Below are 19,486 nucleotides of genomic sequence, written 5' to 3' on the forward strand. Positions count from 1 at the left end.
ACCGGGTGGCGATGCCTCCGGCACAGGTGTTAAGTGTAGCGTCGATTGCTGTGCGAGCCGGGGCGCGACCGATGGAGCCCTCGTCACGTTGCCCGATGCTTCTTGTGCATCGACTTGCGTGTCGGTCTGCCGATATCCCACGGAGTGACGAGGTGAGAGGCTCTCGAATAGGAACGACGGTGTGAAGTATGTAGTATAGGTAGGTTCTTTAATGGCGTTCCCGGACACCGCCCACTATATTCTTTAGTCTGCATATGAGGTTCTATGTTTCCCACTCTGCCATCCCTTTTAACGGTGGCCCCGGAGGTTTCCGGTACTGTGCTCGCTTCGGGAACTACCCTGAGCGACGCGGCATCCGCTGAGAGTAACGCCCAGTTCATTTCCATTTTTTGGATTACGCTGGTCGCGTTAATTTCTCCTGTGCTTTCGCGGCTGACGGGCAAGCGCATCCCCGATGTGGTGTTCCTGCTCATTTTTGGCATGCTCATCGGCCCGAACGTGCTACATTTGGCCGGTACCGAGGGCGGCATCCCCCTGCTGAAGGAGCTGGGCCTGGGTATGCTTTTCCTCATTGCGGGCTTTGAGATTAACGTTTCCTCCCTGCGTAGCCGCCAGGGCTCTACCGCGCTGGTGACCTGGGGTGTGTGTTTTGGCTTGGGCATGTTGGGCGCAGCGCTGATCACCGGTTTCTCTCACGAGATGAATACCTATGTCGCGGTAGGCGTGGCGCTGAGCTCCACGGCGCTCGGCACCCTCTTGCCGATGCTGAAGTCGCACGGTGCGGCCGGCACGGCGGTTGGCAATGCGGTGCTGGTGCACGGAGCGGTGGGTGAGCTTCTACCGATTTTTGCTATTTCTCTGCTGCTTTCTTCGCGATCGCCGGGCATGGCGTTTGTGGTGCTACTGGCATTCATGGTCGTGGCTCTGGTGACGGCTCTGATTCCGCATCGCCTGTTTGCGCACCTGCCGGGTCTGCGCCAGATTATTGCGGCTGAAGCCAATACGACCGGCCAGACGATTCTGCGTCTTGCGATGTTCCTGCTCGCGACCCTTATCATGTGCACCGCTCTCTTTGATCTGGATGCGGTGCTGGGCGCCTTTGCGGCGGGCATTATCCTGCGTTCGCTGACTCCTCCCGCGGCTCTGCACCTGATTACGCGCCGTCTGGAGACGGTGGGTTTTGCCTTCACTATTCCGCTCTTCTTCGTGGTGAGCGGCATGAGCATCAGTGTTTCCGCAGTGGCTTCGAATCCGTTGGGCCTGGTCGCGGTGGTTCTGGGTATTCTGCTCTGCCGCGGCGTACCGGTGTTCCTGGCCGATATGCTGGTGGATACCCGTTCGGGCCTGACCTCGAAGAGCCAGAAGGCCCAGATGGCTCTCTATTCTGCAGCCGGTCTGCCCATTATCGTGGCGGTGACGGAAGTTGCGACCAGTTCGGGTCTTCTGGAGGAGTCCACGTCCTCGCTGCTGGTGGCAGGTGGCGCCCTAACGGTTCTGCTCTTCCCTCTGCTTGCACTGTCCATTCGTCGCGCTTTGGGTGATTCGGATTCCGCCTCGGAACCGCCGAGCCGTAAGGAGCAGATGAACGCAAAGAAGGCTCAGCGTAACGCGCAAGTGAAGCTGACAACCGGGCTCATCCCGACGGTCCGCGCCGAGGGCACGGCGCAGAGCCGCGATGAGGAGGGTGCCCCCACCCGCGCTACCGCGAAGAAGCGTGCGGTTGCGCGCTCCTCTTCTCGAGATTCTTCACGCAATCTCTCAGACTAGGTTCCTCCCGACCGCATAGAGTGGCTGTATTCCTACTCTGCGCCCATCGCGCTGAGTATAAGGTTACATCCACTCTATGTGGTTTTTGTCTATAAAACCCAAACACTCGCTATTCCTTGCATAATACCTCTATTCCCTCAAGTTTTTGCACTCCAGGCACTGAAGTAAACTTTCCAGGATGCTCTTTAGTGGACAGCTACCCTTGAGAACCCTGTTTATTCCTGCCTTCGGAGCCCTTTTTTCATTAAATTCGGATTTTTCACGCAAATATTACGAGACATGACGTGTCTTAGCTTTTGCGGGTGACAGCCTGTCTTATAAAATTGAAAGTACACAGGGCTCGGTCCCTAAACACACATAAAACAACTACATACGCAGAGCCGCTTCTGCCTTGGCAGGAGCTGGTGCGCACCCTCTCACACGGGGTGTGCTCTTGCCGGAGATATAGCACCCGTTATACCCCCGAAGGCTCTCAATGATGAGGAGGAATATATGAGCGAGAGAGTTTACTCTCCTTAGATAGCACCTCTAGGCCTCGCACTGAATCCTAACGATTGTCTGCACACACAGTCACTTCCGAAGGAAACATCATGCACCATCTACTCCTTACCGCGAGTACCGGTGGCGTGGAGCTGGACTTCCCGGCCTGGCTCCGAATTACCCACTTTATTAACTTCATTATGATGGGCTTCCTGATTCGTTCAGGTTGGGAAGTTCTCGCCTCTCACCCCCGTCTGTACTGGAACAACCACTGCACCCCGGGTTCCGAGTGGATTAAGTTCACCAAGGACAAGGTCCCTACCACCCCCGGCGCATTTACTGCCCGTGACGATCAGCGTTCCCTGTCGCCGCTCATCTCTCTGCCCGGCAAGGGCCAGATTGGTCTGGGCCGCGCATGGCACGCCCTGGTCACCTTCATCTGGATTGCTAACGGCCTGATTTACGTGGGCCTGCTGTTCCTGACCGGTCAGTGGCGCCGCATCGTCCCCACCAGCTGGGACATCATTCCCCAGGCTTGGGAGTCCATCCAGATTTACGCTGGCCTGCATATCCCTTCGATTGAGCACTTCCAGCCCTACGATGCTCTGCAGCAGATTATGTACTTCACCGTGGTGTTCATCGTCGCACCGCTGATGATTGCAACCGGCCCGATTATGAGCCCGGCCTTCTGCGGTCGCTTCCCCGGCTACGTGCGCCTGTTCCGTAACCGCCAGACCGCCCGTTCCATCCACTTCCTGGGTATGGCCTTCTACTGCGTGTTCACCGTCATCCACGTGGCTCTGGTGTTCGTTGTTCACCCGCAGTACAACATCGCCCACATGATGCTGAACAAGCCCTACAACGAGATTGACGCTGCTCAGTTCGCACAGGCAGTGACCATGCTGATTGGCGGCATCGTCTTCGCTGTGGCCCTGTGGCTCCTGGCTTCCTACTGGTCCCTGCGCGACCTGCGATTCACCCAGACCTTCATTTGGGGTCTGACCCAGCCGATTCGTAACGTCCTGCTGGATCGCATCTCCTCGCGTCAGGTTCAGAAGAAGACCTTCACCGATGCTGACATCTCCCCCTTCCACTGGGTCAACACTCGTCCCCCGACAGAGCGTGAGAGCACCGAGTGGAACCGCTTGAAGGAGCAGGAGTTCGTTGACTACCGCCTCGAAATTGGCGGCCTGGTCAAGGAGCCGAAGTCCCTGAGCATCGACGACCTGAAGAAGCTCGGCAAGGAAGTCAACATCACCATGCACACCTGTATGCAGGGTTGGACCGGTATTGCTAAGTGGGAGGGCGTGCGCCTGCGCGATGTCCTCGCACTGGTAGAGAAGACCGACGAAGCTCGCTACGTCATGGTCACCTCCTTCGGCCACGTGGGCCACACCTACGACGGCCGCCCGACCGAACCCTACTACGAGTGCCTGGACGTCTCCATGGCAATGGAAGACGAAACCATCCTGGCATGGGGCATGAACGACAAGCCGCTGCCCGACGTTTACGGTGGCCCGCTCCGTCTGCGTGCTGACTCCATGCACGGCTACAAGATGGTGAAGTGGGTCAAGAAGATCGAGTGGATTAACGATTACCGCGACGTTGGCGACGGCCAGGGCGGTAGCCGTGAGGACTCCGGTCTGCAGCACTTCGACGCACGTGCCTAATTCGTAGCGCATCCTCTCAGGCCATTCGGTCCGTGTGTATCTGGCGGACCCGGCTCTGAGGAGCACACACCCTGGGCGGGGGAAGAGCAATCTTCCCCCGCCCTTGTTTTGCGTCCCGCGCCGCGCATAGCCCAGCTGTCGATCCCCGGGGAACCCGCGAACAACTCGGCGGCCGTTCCCGCACCGGATATTTCGCGCAGAAGCGTCTATGCAGGAGCGCCTGTACAGGAGGTATTCTCTCAGCAGGAGCCTCGGCCGGAGCGCCGTAGCGCTGACTCGAGCACTCCTAAAACGCCATAGATTCTCCGCTGACGGCCTGAGATATATCGTGCGATGAAGGGATAGGCATAAACGTAAGGAACCGCCTAGCGGGCTTTGAAAGCCTGCTAGGCGGTTCCTTATCTAGAGGTTCCGCTTACTTGGCGTCGTAGATGATGACGTCCAGGGTACGGGGGCCGTGCACACCCTCCACGCGAATCAGCTCAATATCGCTGGTTGCGGAGGGGCCGGAGATCATGGTCACCGGGCGGGTGTAGGTGATACGCTCAATCGCCTCGGGCACCAGCTCCACCACGGTGGAACGCGGGACCACACAGATGTGGTGGTCGGGCACCAGGGTGATGGCGCGGCGGCCTTCCTCCGGGTTGGTGTTCAAGAAGATGGTACCGGTCTCTGCGCAAGAGACGGTCGAACCGGTCACCACGGCGTCCACGGCGTCCAGTTCCTTCAGGCTCAGGCAACCGGGCTTGAGGGTGCTACCGGAGTCGGTGACGTGCTTACGCTCGGCGGTATCGGCGGGCAGCCACTTCTTATCCAGGCCCTCGGGCACCACGTAGGTGGACTTCTCACCCAGGCGCTCCGCGATAACCTCGGAGATGTTCTCCGGGGTGGCGAAGAAGACGTTAGCCTTGTAGTCGATCAGACGGCCGACGAGCATGTCGATGGTCTGCTCCTCGGTCAGCTCGCTGACGCGACGGTAGTTACGAACCGGCTCCGGTGCGGGGCCTACGCCCTCGAGAGAGGAGCGGATGCGTGCGAGGATATCTTCCTTAGCAGAGGACATTAGTTGTTCTCCTTAGCTTCGCGGGCTTCCTGAGCAGCCTTAGCGTTTGCAGCCGCTTCAGCTGCCTTACCCTTGTTGGCCTCGATGAGTGCCTGAATGTCAACGCGCGGTGCGTTATCGCGTGCCGCGGTCTTACCCTTCTCCTTCTTCCACCAGTTGCGGAAGGATTCCTTGGGAGGCTCGGGGATGTCGCGGTACTCGGTCCAACCGCCGACGATACCGGGAACAGCGGTGATCTTGTGCTTGCGACCGGCGATGAGGCGGGACATGGGCAGACCGCGCTCCGCGACCGACATCATCTTGCCGGAGGTGAAGAGCTTCTTCGCGCCGAGCATCATGGCGTCCATCTGCGAGAAGGGAGCCTTCTTGTTACCCTCGAACTCGCGAACGGCGTGCTTGGACTCGACATCCTTGGCGCGCAGGTGCACGAGAACCTCGGGGAAGTTAATCTTCACGGGGCAAACCTCGAAGCACGCACCGCAGAGCGAGGATGCGTAGGGCAGCGAGTTGTTGTGCGCAGCCTCGATACCGGAGAGCTGCGGGGACAGAATCGCGCCGATGGGGCCCGGGTAGGTGGAGCCGTAGGCGTGACCGCCGGCGCGCTCGTACACGGGGCACACGTTCATGCAGGCGGAGCAACGGATGCAACGCAGAGCCTGGCGGCCAACCTCGTCGGCCAGAACGGCGGTACGACCGTTGTCGATGAGGATGACGTGCATGTTCTGCGGGCCGTCACCGGGGGTGACGCCGGTCCACATGGAGGTGTAGGGGTTCATGCGCTCACCGGTGGAGGAACGGGGCAGCAGCTGCAGGAAGGCCTCGTAGTCCTGGAAGGTGGGCAGAATCTTCTCGATACCCATGAAGGTAATCAGGGTGTCGGGCAGGGTGAGGCACATACGGCCGTTACCCTCGGACTCCACGATGGTCAGGGTACCGGTCTCGGCGATGCCGAAGTTAGTGCCGGAGACTGCCACGGTGGTGTTCAGGAACTTGTTGCGCAGGCGGTTACGGGATGCCTCTGCCAGTTCTGCAGGCTCATCGGTGATGTCCGGGTTGATACCCTCAATCTCGCGCAGGAAGATGTCGCGAATCTCGCGGCGGTTGCGGTGAATTGCGGGCACCAGAATGTGGGAGGGGCGGTCGTGGCCCAGCTGCACGATTTCCTCGGCGAGGTCGGTCTCGATGGCGTTAATGCCGTTTTCCTCGAGGAACTCGTTCAGACCGGTCTCTGCGGTTGCCATGGACTTGATCTTGATGATTTCGTCCACGCCCTGCTCGCGGATCAGGTCCAGGGCGATCTGGTTTGCCTCGGAGGCGTTGCGGGCCCAGTGCACGTGGCCACCGGCAGCGGTGAAGTTGCGCTCGAACTGCTCGAGCAGCTCGGGGAGGTTTGCCAGAACGTAGTTCTTGACGCTCTCACCGGTGTTGCGCAGCTCCTGCCAGTCGGGCAGCTCTGCGGTGACGCGGGCGCGCTTGTTACGAATCGCGTGGGTCACGAAGCGCAGGTTGGAGCGCAGCTGCTCGTTCTTGAGCTCTTCCTTGGCGTACTTGGGGAAGGGGATTTCTTCGAAAATGTTGCCCTCGCCGTAATGAACGACCTTGGGCATACCAAGCTGAATAGCGGTCATGAGGTCTTGTCTTTCCTTAGGCGATTGAGAGCTCGATGTTCTTCGAGTCAATCTTGAGCGGGTTTTCCTTGGTGGAGGCGAGGATCTCAGCGAAGTGAATGGTCTTCACGTCGGAGCCGCGGCGCGAGAGCGCACCACCGATGTTCATGAGGCAGGAGCAGTCACCACCGGTGCAGATGGATGCGCCGGTTGCCTCGACGTTGTCGGCCTTGTCGTTGACCATGGCGCCGGAAACATCGGGGTTCTTGAAGGAGAAGGTACCGCCGAAGCCGCAGCACTGGTCCATGCCCTCAATCTGGGTGTACTTGATACCCTCAACGGTGCGGACCAGGTCCTGCTGGCGGGTGCCCAGGCGGAGCAGACGCATACCGTGGCAGGAGCTGTGGTAGGTGACGTGCTCGGGGAAGTAGGAGCCGAGCTGCTCGGCTGCGTTAGTGATGCCGAGGACGTCAATCAGCAGCTGGGAGAGCTCGAAGGTGCGAGAGGCAATCTGCTCAGCCTTCAGAGCCAGGGCCTCATCGCCGCGGCTGCGGGCTACCATAGCCTGCTGGTCGCGCAGGGAGGCAACGCAGGAACCCGAGGGGGCAACGGCCACATCCCAGTCCCAGGAGTCGAAGGCCTCGACGTGGTTCTTGATAATTTCGTAGCCGTCATCGAAGTAACCCGAGTTGACGTGCATCTGGGAGCAACAGGTCTGGTTCGGGGGGAAGACAACCTCGTGGCCCAGGCGCTCAAGAATTTCGACGGTGGCGCGAGCTACGCGGGGGTACATGCCGTCAACAATGCACGTGGAGAAGAGTGCAATACGCATGACTTGCCGTCCTTTCCTCTGTATTCAGAGTTTCTCGGTCTCACCGCCTGCGTCTGGGGCAGGCGGAGCATTGTTCTGCGTACTTTGCCGGGCCGTTGGTGGGATACCCATAAGCACGAACAGACGGTGCACGCCCCAAGTGGAGGTGGGATGCGGTGGGATCAGAAACCGTGGTGATGTCTTATCTAGTCCTTGCTATTTAACACTGTTACGTTTCTTTTCTCTACTCGGAATAGGGCATACTTTCCTTGTTAAATAAAGGGTTAGGTCATCCTGACTCTAAGGTACACTTTCTTACCTTCCGGTATATGTGACCCCATCTCTTCTTGAATCGCGAATCAGAGCATCTCGCCGGAGCGTATTTGAACGCTCATCAAACGCAGATATGCAATGTGAGAATTCGCGGAAAATAGGCACAAACCCCCTTTCTTTCAATGTTTTAGAGGCATTATTTTTCACGAAACCAACAATCGGTGTGCATTTTTCCCGCGTCACATTCGATTCCCTGACGTACAGAAATGGGTACCCTTAGGTCGGTCTCGCGAGTTGTGTGTCAGAACCTGGAATTAACTATCAGCGCCGCAATATAGCGGCAAATTCACAGAAAAATTTCGAGCCCGACCCGCTCGACGACCCGTAACGAAGCTGTGTGCTTTTGGTGAAACAGCAATACGTCGGGTATGGTTTTATACATGCGATGAATGGTCTGACCACATCCCCCGCGAGAGAACAAAGATCCGTTCGCTCACGCACCGTTAAATGGTCAGACCATACACAAGACACACCCTGAACCAAAGGAGTTCCAGTGGAAACTTATACCGCTGTAACCAATGCAGTGGGAGGTAGCCTCGGCCTCAGCGCGCTCGTGGCAACCATTCCCCTCCTCACCTTCTTTGTGATGCTACTGGGCGTTAAGGCACGCGCTCACTGGTCCGCACTCGTGGCACTGGCAGCATCCATCCTCGTAGCAGTCCTGGGCTTCCACATGCCCGCTGACCTCGCCGGTCTGAGCGCCGTCCGCGGTGGCATCTACGGCCTGGTCATCTGCTGGGTTATCCTCGGTGCAATCTGGTTCTACCAGCTCACCGTTCTCTCCGGCCGCTTTGAAGACCTGCGCCGCGTCTTCGACCGCCTCGGCGGCGGCGACCTGCGCATCCAGGCTATCCTCATCGCATTCTGCTTCGGCGGTCTGCTCGAGGCACTGGCTGGCTTCGGCGCTCCCGTTGCAATTACCGCAACCATGATTCTCGCCCTGGGCGTTAAGCCCCTCAAGGCTGCTATTACCGTTCTGCTCGCTAACACCGCACCCGTGGCATTCGGCGCAGTTGCTGTCCCGATTACCACCGCAGCTGACGTCGGCGGCAAGGACGCACACGTTATCGCAACCATCGTTGGTCACCAGGCTCCGTTCCTGGCAATGCTCGTTCCGCTCATCCTGCTCGTCATCCTCGACGGTATGAAGGGCCTGAAGGACGCTTGGCTGCCCGCACTGATCATCGGTGTTTCCTTCGCAATTACCCAGTGGGTCACCGCTGCTACCCCCGCGTTCAACCTGACCGACGTTGTTGCTTGCATCGTCTCCATGGGTGTTGCTGTTATCTTCCTGCAGTTCTGGAAGCCGCGCGGCGTCGAGGGCGTTCGTGAACGCTACGGCCTGCCCGCACAGGCTGAAGAGAAGGAAGCTCTGCCCGCCGTTCGCGTCTGGATGGCACTGCTGCCCTACGTCATCGTCGTTGCAATCTTCGGTGTTGCTAACCTGCACGCTGGCCTGAAGGCATGGCTGAAGAGCTTCGTCCTCAAGATCGACATCCAGGCTCTGAGCTCCCGCCTCGTCACCGCTGACGGCAAGCCCGTCAAGGATGCAGTCTACAACTTCGCGTGGATGTCCAACCCCGGCACCCTGCTGATCATCTCCGGTCTGGTTGTTGCTGTGGTCTACTTCTTCTTCAACGAGAAGGGCCGCTACGCCTTCAAGTTCCCGGCAATCTTCACCGAGTTCGGTTCCGTTGTCTACCGCATGCGTTGGTCCATCCTGACCATTGCTTCGGTTCTGGCACTGGCATACGTCATGAACTTCTCTGGTCAGACCATTGCTATGGGTACCTTCCTGGCAGGCCTGGGCACCGTCTACGCGTTCCTCGCACCGGCTCTGGGCTGGATCGGTACCGCTGTGACCGGTTCGGACACCAGTGCGAACGCACTGTTCTCCAAGCTGCAGGTGTCTGCTGCTGAGAACCTGCAGCACGCAGGTATCCACGGCGCAACCCCCGAGCTCATGCTGGCTGCTAACACCACCGGTGGTGTGGTCGGTAAGATGATCTCCCCGCAGTCGCTGGCTATTGCTGCTACCTCCGTGGACATGGAAGGCAAGGAATCCGACATCCTCAAGGCTGTCCTCCCCTGGTCCTTCGCTATGCTCCTGTTCGTCTGCGTCCTGGTCTTCCTGCAGACCAACGTTCTGTCCTTCCTGGTTCCCTAATCTGAGGCTCACCCCTTAGAGAGTTCTTGAGGTGAAAGCCTCAAGGGCCGTAGGACATTCGCCCCGGTATTTTCCGGTGGCCACGGCGGGGCGGCGAACCTTCTCGGTTCTGCCGCCCCGCTTTCTTTGTCCCTCGGCTTCCCTTCACTTCGCTTCAGCCGCTCGGAGCTTCCGCTCTTCCATACTCCCCCTCGTTATTAGGAGATTTCATGCCGCAGACTTCTCAGGATGACCTTCGGCCCGGTGCCTCCCCATCCGATGCGACAGCGTCCAAGCCGGTTCAGCCTGCGCGGCTCCACGCTCATGAACCAATACTGAAGGACCGCAGCTACAGCATCGTTCTGGAGACTTTTGAGCGTCGCCTGCGTCTGGGTGAGCTACGCGTGGGCGATAAGCTCCCCTCCGAGCGTGAGCTGGCGGCGCGGTACGGCATTTCCCGCCCCTCGGTGCGTGAGGGGCTGCGGGTTCTAAATGCGCTGGGTCTGATTCGCTCGAGCACGGGTTCGGGCCCGAAGTCGGGTGCAATCATCATTTCGGAGCCTTCGGATGCGCTCAGCTGGGCGCTGCGCATGCACATTGCGACCCGTAGCCTGCCGGTGAAGGACGTTGTCTCAACCCGCCTGCTGCTGGAAGGCCCTGCCGCCCGTGCGGCGGCGGTTGCACCGGATTCCCCGGAGCGTGAAGCGGCGTTGGAGCGGGCGCGCGTGCACCTTACGGAGATGGATGAGCAGATTAGTGATGAGCGTTTCCATTTCTGCGATACGCGTTTTCACTATGAACTGTCGAAGCTCGGCGGCAATATTGTGCTTGATACGGTCATTGACTCCCTGCACATGGCAACGATGAGTTATGTGCAGGAGGCGGTTCCTTTCCTGAAGGATTGGGAGGCGGTCAAGCGCACGTTGCAGGAGCAGCATTACGGCATTATTGAGGCGATCACTTCGCACGATGAGCAGGCCGCCTATGAGCGGGTGTGCGAGCATATTACGTGGTTCTATTCGCTGTCTGATCGTGCTGCGGAGGAGCGGGCGCGGCAGCATCCGGCGCGGGATATTCTGCACGAGGATTTGTGCCACGAGAACGTACACGATGAAGACGTTCACGCCGGCTAGGCTTCGCCCCTCAACCGCATAAACCCATATAGCTAAAGGGCGGTGCCCCGGAAGAATGACCTTCCGGGGCACCGCCCTTTAGCTATCTCAAAGACTTATTTCGGCCCGAAATATTGAGTTTAGAACTTCGTGCCGGTCAGACGCTCATACGCCTCAACGTAACGGGCACGAGTCTTCTCCACAACCTCCTCAGGCAGGTGCGGCACGTTATCCGAACCGTCCCAACCCGCCTCCGGGGAACGTAGCCAGTCACGCACATACTGCTTATCAAAGCTCGGCTGGGCATGACCCGGCTCGTACTGCTGAGCGTCCCAGAAACGCGAAGAATCCGGGGTCAGCACCTCATCACCCAGAGTAATCTCGCCGCGGTACGAATCAGTACCGAACTCCATCTTGGTATCCGCCAGAATAATGCCCTGCTCGCGAGCAATCTTCTCCGCAGTGGTGTACAGGCTCAGGCTCAGCTCCTCCAGGCGCTCGCCCACCGGCTGACCCACCTCAGCGTACAGCTCCTCACGGGTCACCAGCTCATCATGCTCACCCACCTCAGCCTTACCGGTCGGAGTGAAAATCGGGGTCTCCAGGCGGGAACCATCCACCAAGCCCGCAGGCAGCTTCACACCAGCAATCTCACCGGTCTCGTTGTACACAGCCAAACCCGAACCGGTCAGGTAACCGCGCACAATGCATTCCACCGGGAACATGTTCAGGGAGCGGCAAATCATCGCGCGACCAGCCACAACATCCGGAACGTCAGTGGACAGCACGTGGTTCGGAACCTGCTTAAGCTGTTCAAACCACCACAGGGACATCTGAGTCAGAATCTTGCCCTTATCCGGGATCTCGGTGGGCAGAATACGGTCAAAAGCGCTAATACGGTCCGAGGCAACAACCATGACCGAACCGGCACGGAGCTCAGCGTCATCATTGACGGTCAAGCCGGTAGCGTCAAAACGTTCCTCATTCGGAACGTACAGGTCGCGGACCTTACCGGAATAAATGTGAGTCCAGCCCGGAATTTCCACGGGGTTAGAACGAGAAGTCATGAGAATTTCTCCTGATGAGGTGGTGTGATGTGGATGCAAAAAGTCTGTGTAATTACAATACCGCGACAGGCGCGGCTCCCGATAGTGCCATCAGTCATCAATACGGCACAATCTTGAGAGCCCAACCTGCCCCGGTCGCCGCCGACAGCACCCCGAGCTGAGGAAATGAACCCGGGAAAAGCTGAGGCGGCGAGGAATAAAGAAGCGAGTGGCAAAGAAGCGACCGGCTCCCCCACCCTCAAGCGGGGAAGCCGGTCACCTTAGGTTTTAGTCGCGCGGGGCGGGAATGTGGATGCGGTTCTCCACGGCCTTCAGCGCAATATCGGTGCGGTACTGCGCGCCAGCCCAAGAGATAGCGCGAACACCCTCGTAGGCGGCGTCGCGGGCGGCGCCCAGGTTCTCACCGAGCGCCACGACGGCCAGCACGCGGCCGCCGGCGGTGTGGATTTCCTCGCCGGAAACCACGGTGCCCGCGTGAATCACGTGCACGCCCTCCAGGGCGTTCGCCTTATCCAGGCCGGAGATAGCGTCACCCTTGCGGGGAGTGTCCGGGTAGTTCTCAGCAGCCATAACCACGTCAACCGCGGTGCGGGGATCCCAATCCAGCTCGGTACTCTCAGAAATCTCGCCGCGAGCAGCCGCGCGCAGCAGCTGACCCAGCGGGGTGCGCAGACGCGCCAGAACCGCCTGGGTTTCGGGGTCGCCAAAGCGGGCGTTGAACTCGATAACGCGCACGCCGCGGTTGGTCACAGCCAGGCCGCAGAAGAGCACGCCCACGAACGGGGTGCCGCGCTCAGCCATGCGCGCTACGGTCGGGCGGGCAACCTTCTCCACGACCTCCTGCACGAAGCCCTCGGGCAGCCAGGGAAGCGGGGTGTAGGCGCCCATACCACCGGTGTTCGGGCCCTCGTCGTTGTCGAAAATGCGCTTGAAGTCCTGGGCCGGGGACAGCGGCAGAACGTTCTTACCGTCGGAGATGACGAAGAGGGACACCTCGGGGCCATCCAGGTATTCCTCGATGACTACGGAGCCGCCGGCCTCGAAGCAGGCGCGCGCGTGCTCAACCGCTACGGCGCGGTCCTCGGTCACCACAACGCCCTTACCGGCAGCCAGGCCGTCATCCTTGACCACGTAGGGGGAGCCGAACTCGTCCAGGGCGGCCTCAGCCTCGGGGAGGGTGCGTGCCTCGTGGGCACGCGCGGTCGGTACGGAGGCCTCTTCCATGACCTTCTTCGCGAAGGCCTTGGAACCCTCCAGCTGAGCGGCAGCCGCGGAGGGGCCGAAAACGTCAAAACCCGCCTCACGCAGTGCGTCAGAAACACCTGCGACCAGCGGCGCCTCCGGGCCAATAACGACCAGGTCGGCGTTCAGTTCGCGTGCCAGGGCAGTTGCCTGGGCGGGATCATTCGCATCAATTGCGTGGACGGGAACATCCTGAGCAATACCGGCGTTGCCGGGGGCGCTGTGTACCTCAGTCACCTCAGGATCGCGCAGAAGCGCTCGAATAATTGCGTGTTCGCGGCCGCCGGGGCCCAGTACCAAAACCTTCATGCTATTCAGGGTACCCGGTATCACTCTAAAAATGTGAGCTGGGCTCACTAAAAATGCGGCTCTTCTCATGTAGCGGCACATTCGCAAGAATGCACGCTAGAGAAGAGCCGCACAGCGCGGTAACCGAAGCTACCGAATCAAGCTAAAGCCTTAGATGAGGGCGGTAATAGAAGCCAGGCCGCCGAAAAGAATACCGGGAGCGTTCGCAATGATAATCGGAACATCCTTCTTGGGGCGCCACAGACCGTACAGAACCCACAGGGTGCAGTTCACGGCAGCGACCAGGGGCTGGATCCAGTCACCCTTGTGACCGTTCAGGTTACCGATAATCTGCGGGAAGTAGAAGACGTACATGAGCACTGCGGTCACAGAAGCAACGCGAGCCAGGATGGGGAAGAACTTTGCGTGGAATTCGGAATCTGCGCCCACGCCGCCCTTGTGGGAGGTGTTCTGTGCGGAGGTGTTGTTTTGCTTTGCCATGGATGTACTCCTTTACATGGTTTGCCGCTCACCAATCAAGAGTGAGTTGAGGGGTAAGGGGCATTAAGGATGCATACTCGTACCGGGACGCGCCTGACTAGTTGTGCCTGGCTAGTTTCGCCTAGATATAGGACCCCGGGACCGCATCAATTTCCTAACTGGATACATACGCCCGTTCTCAGACTGCATATTGGGGCATGTCAGAGATGGTGAACCGTGGATACACTCATAGCTCATCGATTGACGGGGTGGGGTTTTGCTCATCTGCCGCTGCCTTGGTCATCGCCATATTCATGAGGCGGTACGTCGAGGCGCCGGAATGGTTCGTCGGGCGTCAATCGTGGTCGGTCCTATGCGGTGCTGGGTTTTTCGGTTCGTGCGGGCTGTGCCTCGCTCACTTACCTTAGTCTTACCCGTTGCGCTTGAGCACCCTTCAATTATAAAAATGAGTTACTCATAACTTCAACTCGCAGTAAACGTGAATCTCTTCACACGGCTCTCCCTCGACCGCGCCAGCCCACCCTAGCTCCGCGCCACCAGACACAAATAGGGTCAAGCCGCGCACCCAGTTTAAACTAGAAGAATGACCAACAGCACCACCCCACAGGCAACCACTCACACCACCGACCACAGCAGCGCCTTCGACGTAGAACTCGCGCAGCTCACCCGCAACAACTTCATTGAGGCACGCCACCGCGGCCGCCTCATCCTGCTAGGCCCCGACGGCGATGTGCAGCTTGCCCTCGGCGACATTCACGAACCCTTCTACCTGCGCTCCGCCGCCAAACCGCTGCAGGCCATCGGATCCATGAAAGCGGGCGCACCCCTGCGCGGCTCCCAGGTCGCCATCGCCTGCGGCTCGCACCGCGGCACCTTCGAGCAGATGCGCGCTGTACAGGACGTACTCACCCAGGGCAGCACCGAAACCAACCCGCTCACCCCGGCGAACCTGGCGCTCAAGCCCACGCTCCCCTCCGACAAGCAGGCACGCCAGGCTATGGTTCAGGCGAACCTTGCCGCTACTGCCCTGGCGCACCCCTGCTCCGGCAAGCACGCCGCATTCCTGTGGGCATGCACCGCCAAGCTTGAGCGCGGCGATCTCGAAGAGGGCTCGCAGAACTGGACTCTGCACAACTACCTCGACCCCGCCCACCCGCTGCAGCAGGTCATCACCGAAGAAATTGAGGCGTTCACCGGCGAGCCCGTAGCCGCAATCGGCGTTGACGGCTGCGGTGCGCCCGTGCACGCCGTCTCCCTGGCCGGTGCCGCACGCGCCTACTCGACCCTCGGTGCGGCAATCCGCAACCTCGGGGCGGATGCGCGCGCCTCCACGGTCGCGACCGCCATGGTGGATTACCCCGAGCTGATTCAGGCGCCCGGCTCCCCCGACACCGTGCTCAGCGAAGAGCTCGACGCAATCGTCAAGGGCGGCGCGGAGGGTGTTCTCTGCATTGGTCTGCGTTCGGGCGCTTCCGTGGTGGTGAAGATGAGCGACGGTTCGCACCGCGCCATGTACGCCGTGGCTCTGCGTGCTCTCGTTGCTGGCGGCTACCTGAGCACCGAGGAATGCGAGCGCCTACTCGCGCTGGTGGTTCGCCCGGTGACCGGTGGCTACGTGGACGGCAAGCCGGTTGTGGTGGGCGAGATTCGCGTGCACGAGGAGCTTTTTACTGAAGCCCCGGAGGGAAAGTAGCCGTGGCCATTCGACGCAAGACGAGCGAGGAGGCGGGCATGGCGGCGGTCCGCGAGGTGCGCGCGCTCTTCGCTTCCTTTGATTCTGAGCCTTCCGAGACCGCACTCGTACCCGTCGAAATAGAACAGGCGTTTGCCGCGCTCCCCCGTTCGGTGCGTGCGACCTTCGTGCGCTTCACTCTGGAAGAGCTGGCAACCCTCGCCCCCGGCAATAGCGTGGAGGTGCGCGTGCCCCCGCTGGGAGTCACCCAGTGCGTGGCCGGCCCCCGCCACACGCGAGGTACCCCACCCTCGGTCGTAGAGACCTCACCGGCTGTCTGGGCGGCGCTCGTGCTGGGCGTCTGCCCGTGGGATCGCGCCGTGGCAGCCGGTGCGCTCGATGCCTCCGGCGAACGCAGCAACCTCTCCGGTCTGCTACCGCTCTTCTAGGCTCGCGTTCGTTCCCGCTAATCCGCACGGTTTTACCCGGCTTCCGTGGCCTGCGTTGAGATGTCCATACCGGGGTATTTAGCGTATCCTTCACCACATCCACGCCGAAACCCGGTACACTTTTAAGGGTCTGTTGTATGCCATCGCACATACAGGCAGGTACGAGCGCAGAAACACACATCCGTCTCGCACCCGCGCAGACGCATCCGCAGTCCCAACGTCGAAAAGAAGTGACTTGATTCGCCCCGACGGAAAACTCACTCACGACCTCGATCCGATTGACCACGGCCCCAAGGACGCCTGCGGCGTCTTCGGCGTCTGGGCTCCCGGCGAGGACGTGGCAAAGCTAACCTACTACGGCCTGTACGCGCTCCAGCACCGCGGCCAGGAATCAGCAGGTATCGCAACCAGTAACGGCAAACGCATCCACGTGTACAAGGACATGGGCCTCGTCTCCCAGGTCTTTGACGAAGCAACGCTCAGCTCCATGCCCGGTGACCACGCTATCGGCCACGCCCGATACTCCACCACCGGCGCATCCCACTGGGCTAACGCACAGCCCACCCTCGGCACCACCCCGCACGGCACGCTCTGCCTGGCCCACAACGGTAACCTCACCAACTCTGCAGACCTCTACGAGCGTGTGCTCGAAAAGAACGGCGGCAAGCCGCCCAAGCACGGCGAGCTGGCACAGGGTAACACCACCGACACCGCACTGATCACCGCGCTGCTGGCGGAGCACGACTTCGGTTCCCTCGAAGAGGCGGCCCTCGACCTGCTGCCGACCCTGCGCGGTGCCTTCTGCCTCACCTTCATGGATGAGCACACCCTCTACGCCGCACGCGACCCCCAGGGCGTTCGCCCGCTCGTGCTCGGTCGCTTGGAGCGCGGTTGGGTTGTTGCCTCCGAGACCGCGGCCCTCGACATCGTTGGTGCCTCCTTCGTTCGCGAAGTTGAGCCCGGCGAGTTCATCACCATTGACGAAAACGGCCTGCGCTCCCAGCGCTTCGCGGAGGCCAAGCCCGCCGGCTGCGTCTTCGAGTACGTTTACCTGGCCCGCCCTGACACCTCCATCGCCGGTCGCAGCGTCTACGAATCCCGCGTTGAGATGGGCCGTCAGCTGGCCCGCGAGCACGCGGTTGAGGCCGACCTGGTCATGCCCACCCCCGAATCCGGTGTTCCCGCCGCAATTGGTTACGCCGAAGAATCCGGCATTCCCTACGGCAACGGCCTGGTCAAGAACGCGTACGTGGGCCGAACCTTCATCCAGCCCTCGCAGACCATCCGCCAGCTCGGCATCCGTTTGAAGCTCAACCCGCTCAAGTCCGTCGTGGCGGGCAAGCGCCTTATCGTCATCGACGATTCCATCGTTCGCGGTAACACCCAGCGCGCCCTCGTGCGCATGCTCCGCGAGGCCGGCGCGAAGGAAGTGCACGTGCGCATCTCCTCGCCGCCCGTGAAGTGGCCCTGCTTCTACGGCATCGACTTCGCCTCCCGCGCCGAGCTGATTGCGAACGGACTGTCAGTGGATGAGATTGCCTCCTCCCTCGGCGCCGACTCGCTCGGCTTCATTTCCGAGGAAGGCATGATGGCCGCCACCGAGCAGCCCGCCGAAAACATGTGTACCGCCTGCTTCACCGGCAAGTACCCCATCGAGTTGCCCAGCGAAGAGCGCCGAGGCAAGTCCCTCTTCGATTCCGAGGAGAAGGGCAAGGGTGGCCCGCTGGCCGGTAAGGCCGCCGAGGTGACCGTCGAGCGCGCCGTCCCGGCCAAGCCCGAACACGCCGAGGCCGTTTCGATTGACACCCGCGAAGGCACCGAAACCCTCGAGACGAAGTTCGACCCCTCCACCGTAAAGGTCTCCGATGACGACCCCGGCATGGGCATGTGCAACCCCGGCCCCGACGCCGATCTTGAGGGCCTGCTGACCGAGGCGGACCGCACTCCCGCCAACTCCTCCGCCACCACTACCCCGAAGGAATCCTAATGAGCGAGAACCCCACCACCGTAACCTACGCGAGCGCAGGTGTTGACGTTGAGGCCGGCGATCGCGCCGTCGAGCTGATGAAGGACGCCATCAAGGCAACCCACAACTCCTCCGTTGTTGGCGGCGTGGGCGGCTTCGCGGGCCTGTACGACGTCTCCGAGCTCGTCAAGTACCGCAAGCCCTACCTGGCCACCTCCACCGACGGCGTGGGCACCAAGGTTGCCATTGCTCAGGCCCTGGATATTCACGACACTATCGGTTACGACCTGGTTGGCATGGTTGTAGACGATATCGTGGTCTGCGGCGCCAAGCCCCTGTTCATGACCGACTACATTGCCACCGGCAAGGTCGTTCCCGAGCGCATCGCCGATATCGTGCGCGGTATTGCGGGTGCGTGCGCCCAGGCCGGTACCGCCCTGGTCGGCGGCGAAACCGCTGAGCACCCCGGCCTGCTCGCAGAAGACGAGTACGACGTTGCGGGCGCGGCAACCGGTCTGGTTGAAGCGGACGAGTTGCTCGGCCCGGACCGCGTGCGCGAGGGTGACGTGCTGATTGCCATGGCGTCCTCCGGTATTCACTCCAACGGCTACTCCCTGGTCCGCAAGGTCCTGAACGTAGCCGGCTGGGGCCTGGAGCGCCAGGTGGACGAGCTGGGTCGCACCATCGGTGAGGAGCTACTCGAGCCCACCCGCGTGTACGCGGCGGACTGCCTGGATCTGGCGGCGGCATTCCCCGTCAACGGCGAGGACGGCACCACCGGTAGCGGTGTGCGTGGCTTCTCTCACGTGACCGGTGGCGGCCTGGCCGCTAACCTGGCACGCGTGCTGCCCCAGGGCCTGGAGGGTCGCGTGGACCGCTCCACCTGGCAGATTCCCGCCATCTTCTCCCTGATTGGTTCGCTGGGCAACGTGCCGCTGGCCGACCTGGAGCGTACCCTGAACCTGGGCGTGGGCATGATCGCTATCGTTGACCCCTCCGTGGCTGAGGCAGCTACCAAGCGCCTGAACGACCGCGGTATCCCCGCCTGGATTATGGGCGATGTTGTGGCTGCTGGTGACTCCGAGCCCAATAGCGCCGACTACATTCAGGGCGCTAAGGGCGTGGATGGCGGCGCGGTTCGCCTGCTGGGCTCCTACGCCTCCTAACGTACTGAGCGGTCATGAGACCGTACCAAAGGGCCGGGGTGGCTCCACTCGTGTGGGACCACCCCGGCCCTCTGCGTACCGGACCCTCCTGTACTTTGGGTCTCCTGTACTTTGGGTATTCCACCATTTTGGCTTCCCCTGGGAAT

Annotated in this window: 14 protein-coding genes; 8 read left to right on the top strand and 6 right to left on the bottom strand. The window is 60.7% G+C overall.

What is annotated here, in order from left to right; translation table 11 throughout:
• Positions 1 to 264: 264 nt before the first annotated feature.
• Both HMPREF2874_RS08290 and HMPREF2874_RS08295 read left to right on the top strand, forming a co-directional pair.
• Positions 265 to 1,767, top strand: a complete 1,503-nt coding sequence (locus HMPREF2874_RS08290; protein ID WP_070649924.1) for a cation:proton antiporter domain-containing protein — start codon at positions 265 to 267, stop codon at positions 1,765 to 1,767.
• A 590-nt stretch (positions 1,768 to 2,357) separates the two neighbouring features.
• A complete protein-coding gene (locus HMPREF2874_RS08295) occupies positions 2,358 to 3,917 on the top strand; it encodes a molybdopterin-dependent oxidoreductase (protein ID WP_049347398.1) in 1,560 nt (519 codons plus the stop codon).
• Between the two features lie 415 nt (positions 3,918 to 4,332).
• Here the strand turns inward: HMPREF2874_RS08295 and HMPREF2874_RS08300 are convergent, their stop codons facing one another.
• Genes HMPREF2874_RS08300 through HMPREF2874_RS08310 form a run of 3 tightly spaced genes read right to left on the bottom strand, consistent with a single transcriptional unit; the run spans position 4,333 to position 7,419 of the window.
• Positions 4,333 to 4,980, bottom strand: a complete 648-nt coding sequence (locus HMPREF2874_RS08300; protein ID WP_049331623.1) for a LutC/YkgG family protein — start codon at positions 4,978 to 4,980, stop codon at positions 4,333 to 4,335.
• The gene (locus tag HMPREF2874_RS08305) at positions 4,980 to 6,608 is read right to left on the bottom strand and encodes a LutB/LldF family L-lactate oxidation iron-sulfur protein (RefSeq protein ID WP_049343183.1); all 1,629 of its coding nucleotides are present in this window, start codon (positions 6,606 to 6,608) and stop codon (positions 4,980 to 4,982) included. Before HMPREF2874_RS08305 ends, HMPREF2874_RS08300 begins: the two co-directional genes overlap by 1 nt.
• 16 nt (positions 6,609 to 6,624) lie before the next feature.
• A complete protein-coding gene (locus HMPREF2874_RS08310; protein ID WP_049331619.1) occupies positions 6,625 to 7,419 on the bottom strand; it encodes a (Fe-S)-binding protein in 795 nt (264 codons plus the stop codon).
• Between the two features lie 805 nt (positions 7,420 to 8,224).
• On the opposite strand from HMPREF2874_RS08310, the gene HMPREF2874_RS08315 reads away from it, so the two are divergent.
• Positions 8,225 to 9,898 carry an L-lactate permease gene (locus tag HMPREF2874_RS08315; RefSeq protein ID WP_070649925.1) on the top strand — a complete coding sequence of 558 codons (1,674 nt, stop codon included), beginning with the start codon at positions 8,225 to 8,227 and terminating at the stop codon, positions 9,896 to 9,898.
• Between the two features lie 209 nt (positions 9,899 to 10,107).
• Positions 10,108 to 11,010 carry a FadR/GntR family transcriptional regulator gene (locus HMPREF2874_RS08320; RefSeq protein WP_070649926.1) on the top strand — a complete coding sequence of 301 codons (903 nt, stop codon included), beginning with the start codon at positions 10,108 to 10,110 and terminating at the stop codon, positions 11,008 to 11,010.
• A 119-nt stretch (positions 11,011 to 11,129) separates the two neighbouring features.
• On the opposite strand, the gene HMPREF2874_RS08325 is transcribed toward HMPREF2874_RS08320, so the two are convergent.
• The 3 genes from HMPREF2874_RS08325 to HMPREF2874_RS09550 form a co-directional block, all read right to left on the bottom strand.
• Positions 11,130 to 12,056: a phosphoribosylaminoimidazolesuccinocarboxamide synthase gene (locus tag HMPREF2874_RS08325; RefSeq protein WP_049340964.1), complete on the bottom strand. Its 927-nt coding sequence runs from the start codon at positions 12,054 to 12,056 to the stop codon at positions 11,130 to 11,132.
• Positions 12,057 to 12,323: 267 nt separating this feature from the next.
• Positions 12,324 to 13,607 (bottom strand): phosphoribosylamine--glycine ligase, encoded by a 1,284-nt coding sequence (gene purD / locus HMPREF2874_RS08330; RefSeq protein ID WP_070649927.1) that lies wholly within the window; start codon positions 13,605 to 13,607, stop codon positions 12,324 to 12,326.
• Positions 13,608 to 13,757: 150 nt separating this feature from the next.
• Entirely contained in the window at positions 13,758 to 14,087 is a 330-nt protein-coding gene (locus HMPREF2874_RS09550; RefSeq protein WP_070649928.1) for a hypothetical protein, read from the bottom strand.
• Positions 14,088 to 14,670: 583 nt separating this feature from the next.
• Between HMPREF2874_RS09550 and HMPREF2874_RS08340 the strand changes: the two genes are divergently transcribed.
• The 4 genes from HMPREF2874_RS08340 (at position 14,671) to purM (ending at position 19,340) form a co-directional block, all read left to right on the top strand.
• Positions 14,671 to 15,780 (top strand): asparaginase, encoded by a 1,110-nt coding sequence (locus HMPREF2874_RS08340; RefSeq protein ID WP_070649929.1) that lies wholly within the window; start codon positions 14,671 to 14,673, stop codon positions 15,778 to 15,780.
• Positions 15,781 to 15,782: 2 nt separating this feature from the next.
• Entirely contained in the window at positions 15,783 to 16,208 is a 426-nt protein-coding gene (locus tag HMPREF2874_RS08345; protein WP_141754247.1) for a sterol carrier family protein, read from the top strand.
• Positions 16,209 to 16,443: 235 nt separating this feature from the next.
• Positions 16,444 to 18,195, top strand: coding sequence for an amidophosphoribosyltransferase (gene purF / locus HMPREF2874_RS08350; RefSeq protein ID WP_070649930.1), 1,752 nt, complete (start codon positions 16,444 to 16,446; stop codon positions 18,193 to 18,195).
• Complete coding sequence (gene purM / locus HMPREF2874_RS08355; RefSeq protein ID WP_070649931.1) at positions 18,195 to 19,340, top strand: phosphoribosylformylglycinamidine cyclo-ligase; 1,146 nt, start codon at positions 18,195 to 18,197, stop codon at positions 19,338 to 19,340. The genes purF and purM overlap by 1 nt, the downstream gene beginning before the upstream one ends.
• Positions 19,341 to 19,486 lie beyond the last annotated feature (146 nt).

The organism is Rothia sp. HMSC068F09, assembly GCF_001812775.1.
Taxonomy (GTDB): domain Bacteria; phylum Actinomycetota; class Actinomycetes; order Actinomycetales; family Micrococcaceae; genus Rothia; species Rothia mucilaginosa_A.